Annotated in this window: 21 protein-coding genes; 11 read left to right on the top strand and 10 right to left on the bottom strand. The window is 66.6% G+C overall.

The features are described from left to right. The first annotated feature begins 198 nt into the window (after positions 1-198). Both CKO31_RS15575 and CKO31_RS15570 read left to right on the top strand, forming a co-directional pair. The gene (locus CKO31_RS15575) at positions 199-936 is read left to right on the top strand and encodes a peroxiredoxin-like family protein (RefSeq protein ID WP_200239293.1); all 738 of its coding nucleotides are present in this window, start codon (positions 199-201) and stop codon (positions 934-936) included. A gap of 123 nt (positions 937-1059) precedes the next feature. Then, entirely contained in the window at positions 1060-1989 is a 930-nt protein-coding gene (locus CKO31_RS15570; RefSeq protein WP_200239291.1) for a DUF3179 domain-containing protein, read from the top strand. A 62-nt stretch (positions 1990-2051) separates the two neighbouring features. Here the strand turns inward: CKO31_RS15570 and CKO31_RS15565 are convergent, their stop codons facing one another. The 4 genes from CKO31_RS15565 to CKO31_RS15550 all read right to left on the bottom strand — a co-directional run bounded on the left by CKO31_RS15565 (position 2052) and on the right by CKO31_RS15550 (position 5643). Next, positions 2052-2900 carry an HvfC/BufC family peptide modification chaperone gene (locus CKO31_RS15565; protein ID WP_200239289.1) on the bottom strand — a complete coding sequence of 283 codons (849 nt, stop codon included), beginning with the start codon at positions 2898-2900 and terminating at the stop codon, positions 2052-2054. Positions 2901-2905: 5 nt separating this feature from the next. After that, complete coding sequence (bufB, locus tag CKO31_RS15560) at positions 2906-3805, bottom strand: MNIO family bufferin maturase (RefSeq protein WP_200239287.1); 900 nt, start codon at positions 3803-3805, stop codon at positions 2906-2908. Between the two features lie 6 nt (positions 3806-3811). Beyond that, entirely contained in the window at positions 3812-4096 is a 285-nt protein-coding gene (locus CKO31_RS15555) for a BufA1 family periplasmic bufferin-type metallophore (RefSeq protein WP_200239285.1), read from the bottom strand. A gap of 350 nt (positions 4097-4446) precedes the next feature. Continuing rightward, the gene (locus CKO31_RS15550; RefSeq protein ID WP_200239283.1) at positions 4447-5643 is read right to left on the bottom strand and encodes a trans-sulfuration enzyme family protein; all 1197 of its coding nucleotides are present in this window, start codon (positions 5641-5643) and stop codon (positions 4447-4449) included. Between the two features lie 291 nt (positions 5644-5934). On the opposite strand from CKO31_RS15550, the gene CKO31_RS15545 reads away from it, so the two are divergent. The 5 genes from CKO31_RS15545 (at position 5935) to CKO31_RS15525 (ending at position 8028) form a co-directional block, all read left to right on the top strand. Further along, the gene (locus CKO31_RS15545; protein WP_200239281.1) at positions 5935-6561 is read left to right on the top strand and encodes a rhodanese-like domain-containing protein; all 627 of its coding nucleotides are present in this window, start codon (positions 5935-5937) and stop codon (positions 6559-6561) included. 175 nt (positions 6562-6736) lie between these two features. Further along, positions 6737-6994, top strand: coding sequence for a hypothetical protein (locus CKO31_RS15540; protein ID WP_200239279.1), 258 nt, complete (start codon positions 6737-6739; stop codon positions 6992-6994). Between the two features lie 75 nt (positions 6995-7069). Then, a complete protein-coding gene (locus CKO31_RS15535; protein WP_242475407.1) occupies positions 7070-7429 on the top strand; it encodes a nucleotidyltransferase domain-containing protein in 360 nt (119 codons plus the stop codon). Then, a complete protein-coding gene (locus CKO31_RS15530) occupies positions 7416-7835 on the top strand; it encodes a HEPN domain-containing protein (protein ID WP_200239277.1) in 420 nt (139 codons plus the stop codon). Before CKO31_RS15535 ends, CKO31_RS15530 begins: the two co-directional genes overlap by 14 nt. Beyond that, positions 7822-8028, top strand: a complete 207-nt coding sequence (locus CKO31_RS15525) for a hypothetical protein (RefSeq protein ID WP_200239275.1) — start codon at positions 7822-7824, stop codon at positions 8026-8028. The genes CKO31_RS15530 and CKO31_RS15525 overlap by 14 nt, the downstream gene beginning before the upstream one ends. A gap of 453 nt (positions 8029-8481) precedes the next feature. On the opposite strand, the gene CKO31_RS15520 is transcribed toward CKO31_RS15525, so the two are convergent. Further along, the gene (locus CKO31_RS15520; RefSeq protein ID WP_242475406.1) at positions 8482-8814 is read right to left on the bottom strand and encodes a MerR family DNA-binding protein; all 333 of its coding nucleotides are present in this window, start codon (positions 8812-8814) and stop codon (positions 8482-8484) included. 69 nt (positions 8815-8883) lie between these two features. Here CKO31_RS15520 and CKO31_RS15515 point away from each other — a divergent pair, with 69 nt between their 5' ends. Beyond that, positions 8884-9627, top strand: a complete 744-nt coding sequence (locus tag CKO31_RS15515; protein WP_200239273.1) for a cation efflux transmembrane domain-containing protein — start codon at positions 8884-8886, stop codon at positions 9625-9627. A 42-nt stretch (positions 9628-9669) separates the two neighbouring features. On the opposite strand, the gene CKO31_RS15510 is transcribed toward CKO31_RS15515, so the two are convergent. Next, a complete protein-coding gene (locus tag CKO31_RS15510; RefSeq protein WP_200239271.1) occupies positions 9670-10596 on the bottom strand; it encodes a sterol desaturase family protein in 927 nt (308 codons plus the stop codon). Between the two features lie 368 nt (positions 10597-10964). Here CKO31_RS15510 and CKO31_RS15505 point away from each other — a divergent pair, with 368 nt between their 5' ends. Beyond that, positions 10965-11951: a VTT domain-containing protein gene (locus CKO31_RS15505; RefSeq protein WP_200239269.1), complete on the top strand. Its 987-nt coding sequence runs from the start codon at positions 10965-10967 to the stop codon at positions 11949-11951. 150 nt (positions 11952-12101) lie between these two features. On the opposite strand, the gene CKO31_RS15500 is transcribed toward CKO31_RS15505, so the two are convergent. The 3 genes from CKO31_RS15500 to CKO31_RS15490 form a co-directional block, all read right to left on the bottom strand. Then, positions 12102-12869 carry a class I SAM-dependent methyltransferase gene (locus CKO31_RS15500; protein ID WP_200239267.1) on the bottom strand — a complete coding sequence of 256 codons (768 nt, stop codon included), beginning with the start codon at positions 12867-12869 and terminating at the stop codon, positions 12102-12104. Positions 12870-13144: 275 nt separating this feature from the next. Then, positions 13145-14275 carry a cysteine desulfurase family protein gene (locus CKO31_RS15495; RefSeq protein WP_322789157.1) on the bottom strand — a complete coding sequence of 377 codons (1131 nt, stop codon included), beginning with the start codon at positions 14273-14275 and terminating at the stop codon, positions 13145-13147. A 58-nt stretch (positions 14276-14333) separates the two neighbouring features. Further along, on the bottom strand, positions 14334-14678 hold the full coding sequence (locus tag CKO31_RS15490) for a DsrE/DsrF/TusD sulfur relay family protein (RefSeq protein WP_200239265.1): 345 nt from the start codon (positions 14676-14678) through the stop codon (positions 14334-14336). A gap of 254 nt (positions 14679-14932) precedes the next feature. Between CKO31_RS15490 and CKO31_RS15485 the strand changes: the two genes are divergently transcribed. Beyond that, positions 14933-15604 (top strand): ArsR/SmtB family transcription factor, encoded by a 672-nt coding sequence (locus tag CKO31_RS15485; protein ID WP_200239263.1) that lies wholly within the window; start codon positions 14933-14935, stop codon positions 15602-15604. A gap of 178 nt (positions 15605-15782) precedes the next feature. Here CKO31_RS15485 and CKO31_RS15480 read toward each other — a convergent pair whose 3' ends face one another. Beyond that, positions 15783-16532, bottom strand: a complete 750-nt coding sequence (locus CKO31_RS15480) for a sterol desaturase family protein (protein WP_322789156.1) — start codon at positions 16530-16532, stop codon at positions 15783-15785. 167 nt (positions 16533-16699) lie between these two features. Here CKO31_RS15480 and CKO31_RS15475 point away from each other — a divergent pair. Beyond that, a partial coding sequence (locus CKO31_RS15475) for a TVP38/TMEM64 family protein (protein WP_200239261.1) occupies positions 16700-17360 on the top strand: 661 nt, incomplete at its 3' end.

Raw genomic sequence — 17360 nt, 5'->3', positions numbered from 1 at the left:
ACCTGGCCCGTCCAGGCAAACAAAATGCTGGCAGGTGCAGCGGGCCGAGCGCCGCAGCCACCCGAAATCAATGCGCTCTCAGGCCGGTCTCGGTCTGAAGCAGCGCCTTCGCCCGCCGCTGGGCGATGGCCCAGGCCACACCAAAGCACCTGCCCGGCTGACGCGCCGGGCGCCTTCGCCACCACCGAGGTCCTGAACATGCGCAAGCTCCCGCTACTTCTGACCCTACTGATCCTCGCGCCGTCCGCCCAAGCGGAGACCGATTCCGGCGGCGTGCTGCCGAGCTATCAGCAGGCGCTCGAGGCCTATCAAGCCGAGCGCGCGTCGCCCCCACCGAAGCTCGACGCCGCAGACCGGGCGGTCATGGAACGCGCCGCCGCCGATCTGGCCGACGCGATGCCCGAGCCCGGGCTGGCGGTGGGGGCGCGAGCGCCGGACTTCAGGCTTGCGAACGCGTTCGGCGAATCCGTGCGGCTCGCCGAGGCGCTGGCCCAAGGCCCGGTGGTACTGACCTTCTATCGCGGCGCCTGGTGCCCCTACTGCAATCTTCAGCTGCACGCGCTGCAACAGGCCTTGCCGCAGATCGAGGCGCACGGCGCACAGTTGATCGCCGTGACCCCGCAGCTGCCGGACCAGTCCCGCAAACAGGTGGAGGAAGACGGGTATCCGTTCGAGATCCTGAGCGATCTGGACGACCGCGTGATGCAGGCCTACGACCTGTACTTCGAGGTACCCGCCGACCTGAATGAGGTGTACCAAGATCGCCTCGACCTGGACCTGGCCGCGTACAACGGGCCCGGGCGCCATGTGCTGCCGGTCCCTGCCACCTTCGTCATCGACACCAACGGCGTCATCCAAGCCGCGTTCGCCGATGTCGATTACCGCCGGCGCATGGAGCCCGCGGCCATCGTGGCGGCCCTGGCCGCTTTGGAGTGAGGGGGCAATGCAGGCGCTCGGAACCCCCGTTTGCGAACGCCATGCCGATTTTGGCCATACTGGCCAAGAATACGTTTGCTCAGCTGGGCACCATTGCGACCAACACAACCTCCGGTAAATCTCATGCCCAAATACCTCCAGCGCACCCTCGGTTGGATCATGCTCGCCGTTGCGCTGCCGGCCGCAGCACTGAATGGCTTCGACCTGAGTCAGAGCCTCGTCGACAAGGGCGCAATCGAGTTTGCTGGACAACCGCCTGACGGTATCCCAGCACTGGATACACCGCAATTCGTGGAGGCCAAGGCGGCTCAGCACATCTCGCCGGACGACCATGTGCTTGGGCTCACAGTGTTCGGCGAGTCCAAGGCTTACCCGACAAAGATCTTGGCTTGGCACGAGATCGTCAATGATTTCATCGGCGGCGTCCCGGTCGTGATCAGCTACTGCCCGCTCTGCCGCACCGCGGTCGCATTCATTGCCGAAGCGGATGGCGTGCCGCTGACCTTCGGCGTTTCAGGCCTCCTCTACAACAGCAATCTCTTGCTCTATGATCGCGAGACAGAATCCTTGTGGAGTCAACTCTATTGGCGCGCCATCGCCGGCCCGATGGCGGGTACGCGATTACGCCGAATCCCAGTGACCCAAATGCGCTGGCAGGAGTGGCTGCGGAAACGGCCCAACAGCCTGGTGCTGTCGGATGACACCGGTTTCCAGCGTGCCTACGATAGCGACCCCTATGAAGACTATGACAAGAGCCAGGGGCTGCTGTTCTCGGTGACGCGCACTTCCGATCGTTACCGCAACAAGGACAAGGTGCTCGGGGTTTGGCTCAACGGGCGAGCCAAGGCCTATCCATTCCCGGAGCTACGCGCGGCAGGCGTCGAGATGCTTGTGGACGGTGTTGCCGGCAAAGAAATCCTGATCCACTTTGACCCCACTACCGAGAGCGCACGCGCTTACGCCGCGAATGGCGTCGAGCTGCCGGCTACCGTCTCCTATTGGTTTGCCTGGTACGCCTTCTATCCCGGAACGGCCGTTTACGAGGCGCCTTGACCGTGAAGGGCTGGCGCATCGCCTTGCGCTAGGCAGGCGTTTGCTCCGGCAGCCTGAATGAGCTATCGGTCTGCGACCTCGAAGCCGACGATGAGCCCGTCGGTGATGAGCCCGCCCAGCTGCTCCACGGCATAGCCGCGCTCGGTGAGGGCCGCGATCGACTGTCCGTCGGCGATGGTGCGAAGCAATGCGAAGGCATCCCGGGTCACCCGCTGCACCCGCGGCCTGAGCGCCTGGCGGCACACCACCAGCCGATCGCCATGCCCGGCGGGCACCTGCGTCGTGTCCCGTGCCTCCCGGTGGCGGCGCCAGATCTCGTATACGGGGAACTGGGATGCCAGCAGGGTCACCGACCGCCCGAGCCGCAGGCGCAACTGCCCGGCCGCGCCACGCTCCACCGCCGCGGCAAAACCGTCCGCGTCCCAGGGCAGGTCGTCTGCGGCGAACAGCGCGGCGTGGAAGGCCAGCTCCAGGCGTGCCAGATCCGGCAGATACGGCAAGTCCGACCCCAACGGCTCCGAGGAAGCCGGGTCCAGCCGCCATCGCGCCAGGTAGGGCGGAAACGCCGCAGCGAGCTCCGTCAGGTCCGGCGACCGCGACGGGCATGCGGCAACGCACGCCGCCGCGAGCCCCCCGAATGCGCCGGCGCCGAGCACCTGGCGGCACACCGGGTAGACCAGCTCCAGCGCGCGTGCCCGTGCGCGGCGCGAGCTGTCGCGGTAGACGGCGGCGCCGGCCGCCGGGCTCCCCAAGCGCCCCCCGGATACCACCATCGCCAGTGCCGCGGAGGCATGTGCCGGCAGGCTGTCGTCGATTTCAGCCGCCAGCAACCGCTGCAGCGCCCGCAGGCGCGCCGGAGGCGTGGTCGACGCTGCCGGGACGGGCTCGGGGACATCGTGCCTGGACACCATGCCCCTCACAGCACCGCCGCCGTCACCGCTGACGCCCGAGCGGCGATGGCATCGGCGCGGGCCGCTTCGGCGCGCAATGTCCCCAGCTCCGGAATGTCGTTGTCCCATTCGATGAGCGTCGGCACCGCGCCGACGCCGGCGGCGGCGAGCCAGCGCTGCACGCGCTCGTACAGGGCCCAGACCGGTGCCGCGACGGGGGCGGCGTGGGCGTCCAGCAGCCAGCCGTCGCGCTGCGCAAAGCCGGCGAGGTGCAGCTCCTGCACACGCCAAGGCGGCAGCGCGGCCAGGGCTGCGTCCAGGTCATCGCCATGGTTTGCCTGGTTCACGTAGAGGTTGTTCACGTCCAACAGCAGGCCACAGTCGGTGCGGGCGCTGAGCTCGGCGAGAAACTCCGCCTCTGTCAGCGCCGATTCACGAAAGCGCAGATAGCTGGAGACATTCTCCACCGCCAGCGGCATGCCGAGGCGCTCCTGAACCCTCTGTACTCGGGCGGCCACGTGGCACAGCGTGGACTCGGTGTAGGGAAAGGGCAGCAGCTCGTGATAATGCCGGCCGTCGATGGCGGTGAAGCAGAGATGATCGGAGACCCAGGCCGCAGCGCTGCGGCGCCGCAGGTCGTCCACGCGCCGGAGATAGTCTGGGTCCAGCGGATCCGTGCCGGCCAGATTCATGCCCACGCAGTGCAGCGTCAGCGGATAGTGCCGGGCCAGCGCGTCCACCTGCACCAGCGTGGCCCCGCCGTCGGCGAGGTGATTGTCCGCGAGCAGCTCGAGCCAGGGTATGGACGGACGCTCCAACAGCACGGCGTCGATGTGGCAGTGGCGCAGCCCGATGCCGGCGCCGGCGGGCAGTTGTCGCGCCGGACCGGCGGCGACGCCGTGTCGGAAGCGATCCGCCGGCGCCACGGCACGCTACTCCGCAGGCTTGGTGGCGGCGACCTTGCCGCCGACGATCTTGGTGCAGGTCCCCTCCGGCACATAGACCCACTCGTTCGGGTCGCTGTCGGTCGGGGCCTGCCCGGCGCAGCTGTGGGACTTGTCCAGCGCGCCGCAGTCGTTCATGCCGGCCTTGGCGATGCCGGCGCACTTCTCCCAGGCGGTGGGTGTCTCCGGCACGGCGACGGCCTGGCCGGCGCCGAGCAGGGTCCCCGCAGCGAGGATGCCGACGACGGCGGCGTTGATGCGAGCTTCGGACATAGCGGTGTCTCCGGATTAGGCAGATGTTGCGAGCGGCGATATACCGCCCAACTGCCCAGACCGCCGTGGGGCGCCGGATCTTTCTTGATGGCGGCGAGGTGGTCGCGCATGTTGGCGAGCATGTGCGCGCGCATCGGCGCCGGCAGGTCCACCAGCGTGCGCTGATCGCGCGGCGACTCAGCCAGGGCCACGCTCGCCGGAGCGAGGCTCGCCGTGAGGATCAGGCCGAGGGTGGCAATGCGCTTGCGCAGCAAGAGGAAGGGACTGCGGCCGTCCGCAATGTCTTGACTCGTCATCGTCTCCGACTCCTGCAATGGGGTCTGGGGGCCTGCGTGCGCCGGCCGTATCGCTCAGCCGCCGGCGCCGCCAAGTGCCTGCTCCAGGTCGGCAACGAGCTCGGCCGGGTCTTCGAGGCCGATGGACAGGCGAATCATCGCATCGCTGATGCCGCGCCGCTGCCGCTCCTCGGGTGTCAGGCCGTGGTGGGTCGTGGTGCAGGGCTGGGTGACCAGGCTTTCGACGCCGCCCAGGCTCGGGGCCAGCGTGAAGAGCCTGAGCCGATCCACCACCGCGGCAGCGGCCGCCGCGGGCGCGGCTTTGCCTGCGGCGACCTCCAGCGTCAGCATGGCGCCGGAGCCGGTCATCTGCCGCGCCGCGAGCGCATGCCCGGGACAGGATGGGAGTCCTGGATGCAGTACCCGCGCAACCCGCGGATCGGTCGCCATGGCCTCGGCGATGGCCAGTGCGGAGGCGTTCTGCGCTCGGACCCGCACCGGCAGGGTGCGCAGGCTGCGCGCGAGCAGCGCGGCGGTCTCGGGCGCCGGCACCGATCCCAAGTTCTTGCGCCAGGCCGCCACGGGTGCGATCCGCTGCGCCGGGCCCATCAACGCGCCGGCGGTGAGATCGCTGTGGCCGCCCAGATACTTGGTGGCGCTGTGCACCACGAGGTCGGCGCCGAGGGCGAGCGGCTGCTGGTTCACCGGCGAGGCGAAGGTGTTGTCCACCGCCAGCAGGGCGCCGTGCGCATGAGCCTGCGCGGCAATGGCCGCGATGTCGAAAACCTCCAGCGCCGGGTTGGTCGGCGTCTCCAGAAACACGAGCCCGAAGCCGTCCGCCAGCAGCCCGTCGAGCCGCTCCAGCTCGCTGCCGAGCAGCAGGCGGGTGCGGATGCCGAGCAGCGGCAATTGGTCTGCGAGCAGCTCCAGCGTGCCGCCGTAGGCGTCGCCGATGCAGACGATGCCATCGCGGCCATGGGCCAGGAACAGCGCCGCCTCGGCGGCCATGCCGGAGGCAAAGGCGAGCGCCGCCTCGGCACCCTCGATGGCGGCGAGCTTGGCCTCCAGCGCCTGGATCGTCGGGTTCAGGCCATAGCGGGTGTAGAGGCTGCCGGCGGCGCGGCCCTCGACGACGTCGAGGATCGCTGCGGTGGACGCGAAGGCGAAGGTGCTGGTGCTATAGATCGGCGTGTGCGGGCTGCCGTGGGCATCGGCGGCCTCGCCGGCGTGGACGCAGCGGGTGGCGAGCGTTTGCTCGGATGTCGTGGACATATCGGTTCCTCGTTGATGCTTGTTGTCTAGTCGTTGCCGAAGCCTTCACGCAAAGCCACCTGCATCGCCGTGATGACCTCCGGCGCGAGTGGCGCGCTGGCGTTATGGTCGAGGGAGATCACCCGCGCACCTCGCGCTCACTGACCCAGCGACCGTCACTGAGCGGGCTCATCGTCTCGTGACGCGGGATATCACTCTCCATCCGCTTGCAGCCTGCATCATTGGCGGTGTTGACGGCGCTGGCGAGCTCGGGTTGCTTGGCCGCCAGCGAGGTTGACAGATCTCAACCGCATGATCAACGATTGGGTTGAAGGTTATCGCGCACAGCCCGCTCGACCCGACAATGGGCGCGGAGACGACCTTAAGCCCTGCCTCGGTGCGATCGCGACCTTGATGCCTCGATGCCACTGCAGCGCCGCCATCCTCACCACTGGAGTCACAAACACCATGATGAAAAAACCTCTCCTCGCCGCCTGCGCGGTCCTCTCCCTGCTGGCCGCCCCGCTCCAAGCCGATGACCGCTCGGCCCTGGCCGAGGCCATGGAAGCGTACCTGGACTTCACCGAATACGGCTCGAGCGTGATTCTGCCGGAGCAGATCCCGGCCGAGGATTGGCCCAATATCCTGGTCATCGATGCCCGCGATGCAGCACAGTTCGAGGCCGATCACATCCCGGGAGCCACCAACATTGAATGGCGCGAGGTCGTGGCACGGCGCGACGAGATCCCACGCGATCAGCCTGTGATCATCTACTGCAACACCGGCTCGCTATCAGCCCAGGCCGGCTTCGCCCTGCGCCTGCTGGGCTGGGACAATGTCCGTATCCTGCAAGACGGCCTGGTCGGCTGGAAGGCCAAGGGCGGCTTCGAGGCCAACCAACGGGCCATCGAGGCGGCTGAGGAGGCCGGCGCGTCCTGACGCACTTTCGCTCGGGCAGCGCGCCGGCTTTGGCCCGCACCTACTCGTCGATGACACGGGCTTGCCTTGAGACTCCAGATCGATCAACCGCCAGCAGCCCAGCGTCCGTTCTGTACGAAACGGCTAGCCTGGTGGGACAATCGACTTGGGCTGTGGGCTCGCCGCCCGCCACCCGATGAAAGCCGCAACCCTGTTTCCTGCGCTGGCGCCAGCTCGCGCGAAACCTCCGCTGACCCGAGCCTCACCATGCCGGAACTCTATCTTCAAGGGCAAAGAATTCGTCTACAACCATCACCTCGCGGTGCCGCATCGGCCGCTATTGCCGCGCCCAGAGCGCTCCATCGGCACGCCGAGGCTCGACGACAATCTGATCACCCACGGTGACAACCTGCATGCGCTCAAGGCGTTGCTGCCGGAGCGGGGCAGCATCTGAATCACCCTTGATGACAACGAGATGCATCGCGCAAGGTCATTGCTCGACGCAGGTATTTGGCGAGGAGCCACACCAATGAACGCGAGTGACTTGGAAACCACCGAACGCCACGAACCCGAGCTGCTGCGCCGAATGGTCGACATCATCGTGCATGAGGCCGCCCCGGAGGCTATCATCCTGTTCGGCTCCCGCGCCCGCGGCGATGCGCGTCCCGATTCTGATATCGACTTGCTAGTCATCGAGCGCGAGCCCTTTGGTCCCGGCCGCAGCCGGATCAAGGAGGCAGCGCGGCTGTATCGGGCTTTGGGCGATGTGCCAGCCTCCAAGGACTTGCTGGTCTACAGTCGTGACGAGGTCGCAGACCGGCGGAGCACCGCGAGCCATGTCGTTGGGCGCGCCTGCCGCGAGGGAAGGCTCCTGTATGGCCATGCTTGAGCACGCGGCATCGATGCTGAAAATGGCCAACCGGGACCATGACACGCTGGTGGCCACGGTCGACCTCCCGCAGGTCGCGGATTCGATCTACGGCTTCCACGCACAACAGGCGGTGGAGAAGGCACTCAAGGCCTGGCTTGCGCTGCGCGGCCTCCAGTATCCAGTCACACACGACCTGCCCCGGCTGCTCTCGCTATTGCGGCAGAGCGGCGCCGATGTTGACGCCTTTCAAGAGCTCGACCGCTTCACCCCCTACGCAGTTCAGGCCCGTTATGAAGCTGGCGATCCTGACGAGGAAGAGGCGCTCGATCGTCCTGCCATCGTCTCTGAGGTGGAAGCCCTGCTGAGGCAGGTCGCACGTCTGCTCGACGCAACCGACGGCGGATCTCGCCATGCCCCTGCGTGACCTCGACTACCAAGCCCGCGTGCTGGCGCAGCTGAATGACTATTTCATCGAGCTATCCGCGCAGAAGGTCAACGCGGACAAGATCATCATCGCCAATACCACGACGCCGGTGAGGGTGATCAGCACCACATGCAGCACGCGCGCGAGACCCAGCTCGGTCATGACAGCAGGCCGCGCAGTGCTTGAGGTCTGAAGTGGGAACGCGCGACGATGTCGCGGAGGACGTCCAGATCATCAAGGGGTTGGGGATTCTGCAAGACAGCACTCCAATGACGATGTTGGAAGGGTCTTGGCTGGCGGCCTGCCCAGGCAAGCGGCGTGGCTGGTGGGGTCGGGCACGTGAGCACGCACAGCGCCGTCACGACCCTTAAAAGATCGACTCTACCCGGACCCCTTCTGCTGGCCTCGACCAATGTCAAGCTGGCCTCCAGCGGCGGAGCCGAGTCGACTGGCGGCTGCCATCGATCGCTCGCAGCCAGATAAGCGAGGTCGCGATGAAGGCATCCCATCAGCGGCCTTGGCGGGCCCTGCGGACCTCGTCGTGTGGATGAGGCACGGAAGAGCATCCAGTCGCGATCTGTCGGCTCAGTGAATCGATGATCCGACACTCCTCGATCACGCCGCCCTGGCAGCAAGACAGCAGACGTTATAGCTCCTGCTCGAGCCCTTGCAGATCGCGAAGGCGCTCTCGGACCTGTTCCAAGTGTGCTTCGACCTTGGCATCGACGGCGGCACAGGAGGCCTGACGGTGGTCGGCCAGCTCCAGCAGCTCGCGCACGTCATCGAGACTGAAGCCCAAGGCGCGGCCACGGCGGATGAACAGCAGGCGATCGCGTTCCGCTTCGGAGTACACCCGGTAGCCGGAGCTGTTGCGTGGCACGGCGGGCAGCAGGCCAATCTGCTCGTAGTAGCGGATGGTCACGGCCTTGGTGTCAGTGGAGCGCGCCAGTTGGGCGATGGTGAAGGCGACCTGGTTCATGGCCTTTGACTCTATAGTGGCTATAACCCTCATGCTCCCGTCAACGGCAGAATGCATGAGGACCGTATCGTGGACAGCTGCTGCGAAAACAAGACCGGCGAGCTCGCGAAACTGCGCGCCAAGCAGAGCCAAGTGCTCTATCTCGTCCTAGCGATCAATGCCGTGATGTTCGTCGTCGAGTTCAGCGCCGGCTGGATCGCCAGCTCGACCGCACTGCTTGGCGACTCGCTGGACATGTTTGGCGATGCCTCCGTCTATGCCCTGACCTTGTTCGTCCTGCACCGTAGCGCCCGCGCCCGCGCCGGAGCGGCGCTGTTCAAGGGCGGACTCATGCTGCTGTTCGGCCTGCTCGTCATTGCCGATGCCGTGCGCAAGCTGCTGCTGCAAGAGATGCCCGCGGCCGACTGGATGGGCAGCGTCGGTGCGCTCGCGCTACTGGCCAATGGTATCTGCTTTGCGCTGCTGTATCGGCACCGCGCCGACGACCTGAACATGCGCTCGACCTGGCTCTGCTCGCGGAATGACTTGGTGGCTAACAGTAGCGTGATGGTCGCTGCCGGTCTCGTCGCATTGACGAATAGCCTGTGGCCGGACGTCCTGGTGGGTCCGGCCATCGCCGACTTGTTCCTGCTCTCCGCTACGGGTGTCATCCGGGAAGCTTGGTGGGAATGGCAGGCGAGTGATCGCAGCGGCGCACCGCAAACGCCCGCCAACGGACCGATCAGCATCCCGATTATCCAGAGCGCCGGCTGCGGCTGCGGGGATAGCGACGACTGTGAGGCGCCTTCCACCGGCTCCCGGCGGAACCGGTGAACGCTCTCTCAGGCATGAGTGCACCACCGCAATTGATGATGCTTAGGCGCCAGCATTCGCCTGCCCGCTCGCCCCGCTGACCGTGCCCTTCTGACTCGCTGCGGTCGCCTCAGGCGTCCCGGACGCATCGGCCCATTGCCGGCGGTTGATCGCATAGTCGGTCACTTGGCCGACGAAGGGCAGCAGCAACATGCCATCGAGGCGATCAACCCGCTGGGGCTCGCGATGCTGGCGGATACCGATGGTCATGCCCTGCTGGCCGGCGCGCGGCTGCGCGCGGTAGGTGCCAAGCAGCCGGTCCCACCAGGAGAGATTGAATCCAAAGTTGGAGTTGGTCTCGTCGTCCTCGATCGAATGATGCACCCGATGCATGTCTGGCGTGACGACGAGCCAGCGCAGGACGCGATCGACCTGGGCCGGCAGCGCGATATTGGCATGGTTGAACATGGCCATCGCGTTGAGGATGACCTCGAACAGGATCACCGCGACCACCGGCGGCCCGAGCGCGGCGATGACGGCGAACTTGATCAGCATCGACAGGATGATCTCGATGGGATGGAAACGCGCGCCGGTGGTCAGGTCGTAGTCGAGATCGGCGTGATGGACTCGGTGCAGCCGCCACAGCGCCGGCACCGCATGGAAGAGCACGTGCTGCACCCAGATGGCGAGGTCAAGCACCAGCAGCGCGAGCAGGATCTCGAGCCAGAACGGCCAGGCCAGTGCGTTGAGCAGCCCCCAGCCGACACTGTTGACATACAGCGCCATACCAACCGCGGCAGCCGGAAACAGCAGCCGCAGCAGCACCGTGTTCAGCACCACCAAGCCGAGGTTGCTGCTCCAGCGTTGCAGACGCGTGAGCATCCGCTCGCGGCGTGGCGCGACCACTTCCCAGGTCGCCATCAGCGCGAACACGCCGAGGAAGAAGCCGAGGCGAATCATCGCCTCATGGGTCTGGATGAAACTGTCCATCGGCCTTGCCTCAAGAATCCTGGTGAAAAAACTGAGCAGGATACTGGCAGATTGCAGCCAAATGATCAACTACAACGTTGAATATTGGCGATGACCCTTCGGGCTGTTGGAGGCAGCTCAGGTCATCCTCTCGCTGTGGACCCTCGAGAGGCCCGTCGCTGCTTGATCAAGACCGGCACACAAAATTCAACTTTCTGGCTGATTATTGTCGTGGAAGCTGGCACGATTTTCCTGTCCGCAGCGTTCCGCTCGATGGCTCGAGCGGTTGGACGCACCTGGTGAGACCAGGCCGAATTCGACAGGAAAGGACGGGCCAGACCCCTGTCATCACAGATCGTTGACTTACTGAGCCACCGCCGGAGGCCGTCATGCATCGCTCGGTTCTCCGCATCCTGAGCGCCCTGCTGCTGATCGGCGCGGTGGCCACCGCCCTGCTCTACCGTGATCAGCTCGACATCGCGGCACTGGAGACCTGGGTCAACGGCGCTGGTGCGGCGGCCCCGCTGATCTTCATCGGACTCTATGCGCTGGCGACGGTGCTGTTCCTGCCCGGCGCGGTCCTGACTCTCGCCGGTGGCGCCCTGTTTGGCCCGCTCTGGGGCACGCTCTACAACCTGCTTGGGGCGACCCTTGGCGCGACCTTGGCCTTTCTGATCGCGCGACATCTCGCGGGCGACTGGGTGCAGACACGCGCCAAGGGTCTCATCGCGCGCCTGATCCAGGGCGTCGAGGCCGAGGGCTGGCGTTTCGTCGCCTTCACCCGGCTGGTGCCGCTGTTCCCGTTCAACCTGCTCAACTACGCCCTGGGACTGACGCGCATCCGTGTTCTGCCCTATCTGCTAGCGTCGCTGATCTTCATGCTGCCCGGCGCATTGGCCTATACCTACCTGGGCTTCGTCGGGCGCGAGGCCATGGCGGGCAGCGAGGGGCTGATCCGCAACGGCCTGATCGCGCTGGCGCTGCTCGCTGCAGTCGCCTTCTTGCCGCGGTTGATCACGCGGCTGCGGCAGCGACCGATGCTACCGGTTGAGGAGCTTAAGCGCCGCCTCGACACCGGGGACCAGGATCTTCTGGTGCTCGATGTCCGCACGCCCGAGGATTTTGTGGGCGACCAAGGCCATCTCGCCGAGGCCGTCAACATCCCGCTGGAGCACCTCCCCGACCAGATTGAAGCGCTCGAATCGAACCTCGAGCGACCGATCGCGCTGATCTGCCGCACCGATCGCCGCTCGGCCCAGGCCGCGGCGCTGCTCGCCGGCCGTGGCTTCGCTCAGGTGCAGGTCATCCAAGGCGGCATGACCGCCTGGCGAGCCCATGGCTGGCCGGTCGAGCAGGCGCATGCTCAAGCCAACTGAACCGCGTTCGTGAACTTGCACAAGTCTGCTCGATCACGACCCGCCTCGCCGGCATCGACAACGAGACCCTCTTGCCAGGCCTCGAGGTCGTCGGCAATACCTTCGTCTCGCAGATCGGCTATCAGTCCAAGGGCTACGCGACCATCCCGATCATGTAAGCGACTCGAAGTGCGAGTCGGCCCGTCCCCAGCCGTCGGACGGGCCGCTTCGATCGGTATCTATGGGAGCACTCAGCGGTCCCGCCCGCAGACCAGGCGTCCGAGCTTGGCCAGCACCAGCACCAGCACCAGCACCAGCACCCAGGGAATGCCATTCACCAGCAGGCCGTCGCAGACAGACCGCGAGAAAGCCACCGAGGGGCAGGCGCTCACTGTGCTGGCCAATGCCAGACAACCGTTCAGCCCAACGCGCCAGCGGCCCGGCGCTCGGAAGGAGCAGCGCTGAGCGCGCTTCGATCTGAACGGGCCGCGGATCGAGACTCTGCGCCCAGGCTCGCACCTCACTCAGCTGATCCCAACGAGCGCCCTGGTAGCTGCCGCGCCCGGCCTTTTGCCAATACAGCAAACTGCGTCGATGCAGCAATCCCAGCACCACTGCCTCGCGCGACACCCGCCAGAGCTCGGAAAGGGCCTGCTCTGGTCGTCCGCAGAAGCAGAGACTGGTCATGGCGACGGCGGCGTTGAAGGCCGTATCGGCGAACGGCAGTGCCTCGGCATCACCGCGCACGCCGGTGATGCGCGGATCGCGGCGCAGCGCAAAGTTCAGCGCCGCGGCATCGGGATCGAGCCCGGTCACCCGCAGCCCGGCATCGGCCAGCACACTGCTGAAATAACCGGTCCCGCAGCCGACGTCCAAGACCGAGGTGGTCGGCGCCGGCGCCAGCAGATCGAGCAGCAGACGGCGCTCGCGCGCGCCCATCCAGACACCGCGCGGGCTCTCGTACCAGGCATGATAGCGGGCTGGGTTCCAGGTCATGGCGCGTTGCTCCTACTCACGAGTGCTTCCTTGGGAAGATCCTGATACCGGTTACTCATTCAAGCCGCGAGCGGCTTACCCGTATAGGTTCAACGAAACGGCTTGGCCAGCTTGTCGTTGAAGAAATCGATGAAGTTGGAGAGCTCCTCATGGAGATCGTCGACCTAGACGAATGTTGGCTTGTCGTTGGCAGGACGAGGTTGGCAGGACGAGGTGAATCAGACGCCAGCCAGCAGATCGGTCACCCGTTCGACGACGGTGTCGATCTCGTCGGCGGTGGTTTCGCGACCGAGGCTGAAGCGCACGGCGCCGAGCGCCAGCGCATCCGGCACGCCCATCGCACGCAGCACCGCCGAAGGGGCGACCTCACCGGCGTGGCAGGCGGAGCCGGCCGAGGCGGCGATGCCATCCAGGCGGGCCAGCAGCTCGCCGCCGCGCTCACCCACAAAGGCACAGCCCAGCGTATTCGGCAGACAGCGCGTTGGATCGCCGAAGCGCACCACAGGCTCGCCGAGCCGCGCCTGCAGGCCCTGCCACAGGCGCTCACGCAGGGCCTCGACCCGCGTCATCGGTGACAGGTCCGCGGCCAGCCGGCAGGCGGTGCCGAGCCCGGCGGCGAGCAGCGCGCTCTCGGTGCCCGCGCGCCGGCCGCCCTCGTGGCCGGCGCCATGGAGCAGTGGCTCCAGCGTGACGCCCTGGCGGACATAGAGCGCGCCGACGCCTTTGGGCGCCTGGAACTTGTGCCCGGCGATGCTGAACAGGTCGAGACCCAGGTCATCGACGCGGGTCGGGATCTTGCCGACCGATTGCGCTGCATCGCTGTGGAATAAGACGCCGTGCTCGCGGGCAATGGCCGCGCACTCGGCGATCGGCTGGATGCTGCCGACCTCGTTGTTCGCGTGCATGATGCTGACGAGCCGCGTCTCCGGGCGCAGCGCCTGGCGCAAATCGTCCGGGTCGACCTGGCCGCGGCTGTCGACTGGCAGCCAGGTGACACGGGCGCCGAGTCGCTCGAGGACGCGCAGTGGCACGGTGACCGCTGGATGCTCGATGGCGCTGCTGATCAGATGCGCAGACCCTGGTCGATTGGATGGACTGTTGGCGTAGAAGACGCCCTTGAGCGCGAGATTGTTGGCTTCGGTGCCGCCGCTGGTGAAGACGATCTCGTCTGGCGCGCAGCCGAGCAGGGCGGCGACGTCGGCACGCGCGCCCTCCACCAGCGCCCGCGCCGGCATGCCGGCCCAGTGCGGGCTCGACGGGTTGCCGAAGCCGTCGCTGAGCGCCGCTTGCATCGCCGTGATCACCTCCGGCGCGAGTGGCGTGCTGGCGTTGTGGTCGAGGTAGATCACCTGTGGGCTACTATCGATGATCCGCCGGACTCGTGCGTCTCGGCAACACGGCCATCACTCAGAACACCAGCACCTTGTCGGCGGCGAGCGTGCGCTCGGTCAGCTCATCCATGGTGCCCCGGCGCGCGCCCTCGACCAGCTCGTCATCGGTGATACCCCGCGCATCCATGCAGGTGCCGCAGAGCAGCATCTCGCCTTTGCGGGCGACGCCCTTCACCATCAGCTCGAGATTGTAGTAGCCCTGCGGCACCGTCTGTCCGGCCTTGGCGCAGGAGACGGCATCCGCCATCAGGAAGACGCCGACGGTCTCGCCCTTGCCCTGCAGGGCCTTGGCCAGGCGCAGCCCATTGAAGCTGCGCTCGGTGCCGTAAGCGGGGTCGTTGAGGATGAACAGGGTGGTCATGGGTGTGGGCTCCGCAGTTGAGGTTGAAGGCGTCAGTATCCCATGAGTACCGACATCATTCAAATATTAAGTTGAATGATGAGTGGTTGCCATGGAACAGATGCGTCATGGTCCGAGTTGGGGCTTCGCCATGACCATTTGATCAGTGAAGCGTGAGAGCTGAGGGGGCGGAGGCTGAGTGCCGACGGATGGCGAGCGGGCTCTGACGTGCGTGGCGTTATACTGTGGTGCCTCGTCTTCGCCAGCCTCTCGTCGTGACCCAGTCCCAGTCTGCATCGCCCAAACAACAGCTGTTCGAGCATCTCGCCGTGATCGCCCGCGCCTTGGGACATTCGGCACGCTTGGAGCTGCTCGACTACCTGGCCCAAGGCGAGCGCAGCGTCGAGGAGCTGGTGCGGCTCAGCGGGCTGTCGGTGGCCAACACCTCCAAGCATCTGCAGCAGCTCAAGGCCGCGGGGCTGGTCAATGCGCGACGCGATGGCAAGTATGTGCGCTATTCGCTCGGCGATGAGCGGGCGCTAGACGCCCTCGCCGCGCTGCGCGGGATCGCCCAGGATCGCAGCGACGCGGTCGCGGCGCTGGTGGCGCAGTATCTGCTGCAGCGCGATGCGCTCGAGCCGATGCCGGCGGCGGAGCTGTTGGCGCAGGCTCAGGATGGGCTGGTGACGGTGCTCGATGTGCGCCCGCCCGAGGAATTCGGTCAAGGGCATCTGCCAGGCGCCCTCAACATCCCGCTCGAGCAGCTCGAGACCCGACTGGCGGAGCTACCCCCGGAGCGTCAGGTCGTCGCCTACTGCCGTGGGCCCTGGTGTGTACTCTCCGTCGAGGCGGTTGCAGCGCTGCGCAAGGCCGGCTTCGAGGCCCGGCGCCTGGCCGATGGCCTGCCCGAATGGCGTCATGCCGGGCTGCCCGTAGCGCGGGATTAGAATCCCGAAACGCTGTTGGCCTGGTCCACCAGAAACCACCGAAGTGGACCGCGAGGACAGCGAGTCTTTGGTCCGTGAACGCTCACTAGGCGACTCGGCGCCGGGATCATTGATCAGCCGACAGATGTCATCGGCAATAGGAGCCCGCTGTGAATGCCCTCATCGATCAGGTCACCGATCAGCCGGGCTGGCGGCTACCAATGGTCTCGCCCTGCTGGCCAGCGCGCGGCTGCGCGCGATAGGTGCCGAGCAGCCGGTCCCACCAGGACAGGTTGAAGCCGAAGTTGGAGTTGGTCTCGTCGTCCTCGATGGAATGGTGCACCCGGTGCATGTCCGGGGTGACGACCAGCCAGCGCAGCGGGCGTTCCACCCCCGGCGGCAGGCTGACGTTGGCGTGGTTGAACATGGCCATGGCATTGAGGATCACCTCGAACAGGATCACCGCGACCACCGGCGGTCTGAGCGCGGCGATGACGGCAAACTTGATCAGCATGGACAGGATGATCTCGAGGGGATGGAAGCGCGCCCCGGTGGTGAGGTCGTAGTCGAGATCGGCATGATGCACGCGATGCAGCCGCCACAGCGCCGGCACGGCATGAAAGAGCACGTGCTGCACCCAGATCGCAAAATCCAGCACCACCACGGCGAGCAGGACCTCGGCCCAGAACGGCCACGCCAAGGCGTTCAACAGCCCCCAGCCCTGGGCATTCACCGACAGCGCCATACCCACCGCGGCGGCCGGGAACAGCAGCCGCAGCAGCACCGTGTTCAGCACCACCAGACCGAGGTTGCTGCTCCAGCGCTGCAAGCGCGTCAACAGCCGCACGCGGCGCGGCGTAACGACCTCCCAAGTCGCCATCAGGGCGAAGATGCCGAGGAAGAAGCCGAGGCGAATCGTCGCCTCGTGGGTCTGGATGAAGCTGTCCACCGGGCAGAACCTCGCATCGTTAACCGCGTTGATGGTCGCGGAGATTGACAGATCGCAACCGGATGATCAACGATTGGGTTGAATGTTGCTGCGACCACCACCCCGGAGCAGCGCCATGGCCGCCGCCGGCCGCGTCCGTGCACCACGTCCTGTTCCCGGAGACCGCCATGCATCGCAGGCCGATTCGCATCCTTGGCGCCCTGCTGCTGCTCGGCGCGGTGGCCGCCGCCCTGCTCTACCGCGACCGGCTCGACGCGGCAGCACTGGAGGCCTGGGTGAGCGGCGCCGGTGCCGCCGGGCCGCTCGCGTTCATCGGTCTCTATGCCGTCGCCACGGTGCTGTTCTTGCCCGGTGCGGTGCTCACGCTCGCCGGCGGCGCCTTGTTCGGCCCGCTCTGGGGCACGCTGTACAACCTGATCGGGGCGCCGCTGGGCGCCGCGCTGGCCTTCCTGATCGCCCGTTATCTGGCCCATGACTGGGTGCAGGCGCGGGTCAAGGGCCCGCTCGGGCGCCTGATGCAGGGGGTCGAGGCCGAGGGCTGGCGCTTCGTCGCCTTCACCCGGCTGGTGCCGCTGTTCCCGTTCAATGTGCTCAACTATGCGCTCGGCCTGACCCGGATCGGGTTTCTGCCCTATTGCTTTGCCACACTGGCGTTCATGCTGCCGGGGGCGCTGGCCTACACCTATCTGGGCTTCGCCGGCCGCGAGGCGATGGCCGGCAGCGAGGGGCTGATCCGTAACGGCCTCATCGCGCTGGCGCTGCTCGCCGCGGTGGCCTTTCTGCCGCGGCTGGTGCTGCGGCTGCGGCAACGGCCGCCCCCGTCCGCCC

This window comes from Thiohalocapsa halophila (genome assembly GCF_016583825.1).
Taxonomy (GTDB): domain Bacteria; phylum Pseudomonadota; class Gammaproteobacteria; order Chromatiales; family Chromatiaceae; genus Thiohalocapsa; species Thiohalocapsa halophila.
The sequence above is the reverse complement of the archived record's forward strand: the minus strand, read 5'-3'. Positions and strand labels throughout refer to the sequence as shown.

Bases quoted from the DNA above. Each gene is read 5' to 3' on its own strand.
- CKO31_RS15575 (WP_200239293.1), top strand. From the start codon at position 199: ATGCGCAAGCTCCCGCTACTTCTGACCCTACTGATCCTCGCGCCGTCC.
- CKO31_RS15570 (WP_200239291.1), top strand. From the start codon at position 1,060: ATGCCCAAATACCTCCAGCGCACCCTCGGTTGGATCATGCTCGCCGTT.
- CKO31_RS15565 (WP_200239289.1), bottom strand. From the start codon at position 2,900: ATGGTGTCCAGGCACGATGTCCCCGAGCCCGTCCCGGCAGCGTCGACC.
- CKO31_RS15555 (WP_200239285.1), bottom strand. From the start codon at position 4,096: ATGTCCGAAGCTCGCATCAACGCCGCCGTCGTCGGCATCCTCGCTGCG.
- CKO31_RS15550 (WP_200239283.1), bottom strand. From the start codon at position 5,643: ATGTCCACGACATCCGAGCAAACGCTCGCCACCCGCTGCGTCCACGCC.
- CKO31_RS15545 (WP_200239281.1), top strand. From the start codon at position 5,935: ATGATCAACGATTGGGTTGAAGGTTATCGCGCACAGCCCGCTCGACCC.
- CKO31_RS15540 (WP_200239279.1), top strand. From the start codon at position 6,737: ATGAAAGCCGCAACCCTGTTTCCTGCGCTGGCGCCAGCTCGCGCGAAA.
- CKO31_RS15535 (WP_242475407.1), top strand. From the start codon at position 7,070: ATGAACGCGAGTGACTTGGAAACCACCGAACGCCACGAACCCGAGCTG.
- CKO31_RS15530 (WP_200239277.1), top strand. From the start codon at position 7,416: ATGGCCATGCTTGAGCACGCGGCATCGATGCTGAAAATGGCCAACCGG.
- CKO31_RS15525 (WP_200239275.1), top strand. From the start codon at position 7,822: ATGCCCCTGCGTGACCTCGACTACCAAGCCCGCGTGCTGGCGCAGCTG.
- CKO31_RS15520 (WP_242475406.1), bottom strand. From the start codon at position 8,814: ATGAACCAGGTCGCCTTCACCATCGCCCAACTGGCGCGCTCCACTGAC.
- CKO31_RS15510 (WP_200239271.1), bottom strand. From the start codon at position 10,596: ATGGACAGTTTCATCCAGACCCATGAGGCGATGATTCGCCTCGGCTTC.
- CKO31_RS15505 (WP_200239269.1), top strand. From the start codon at position 10,965: ATGCATCGCTCGGTTCTCCGCATCCTGAGCGCCCTGCTGCTGATCGGC.
- CKO31_RS15500 (WP_200239267.1), bottom strand. From the start codon at position 12,869: ATGGGCGCGCGCGAGCGCCGTCTGCTGCTCGATCTGCTGGCGCCGGCG.
- CKO31_RS15490 (WP_200239265.1), bottom strand. From the start codon at position 14,678: ATGACCACCCTGTTCATCCTCAACGACCCCGCTTACGGCACCGAGCGC.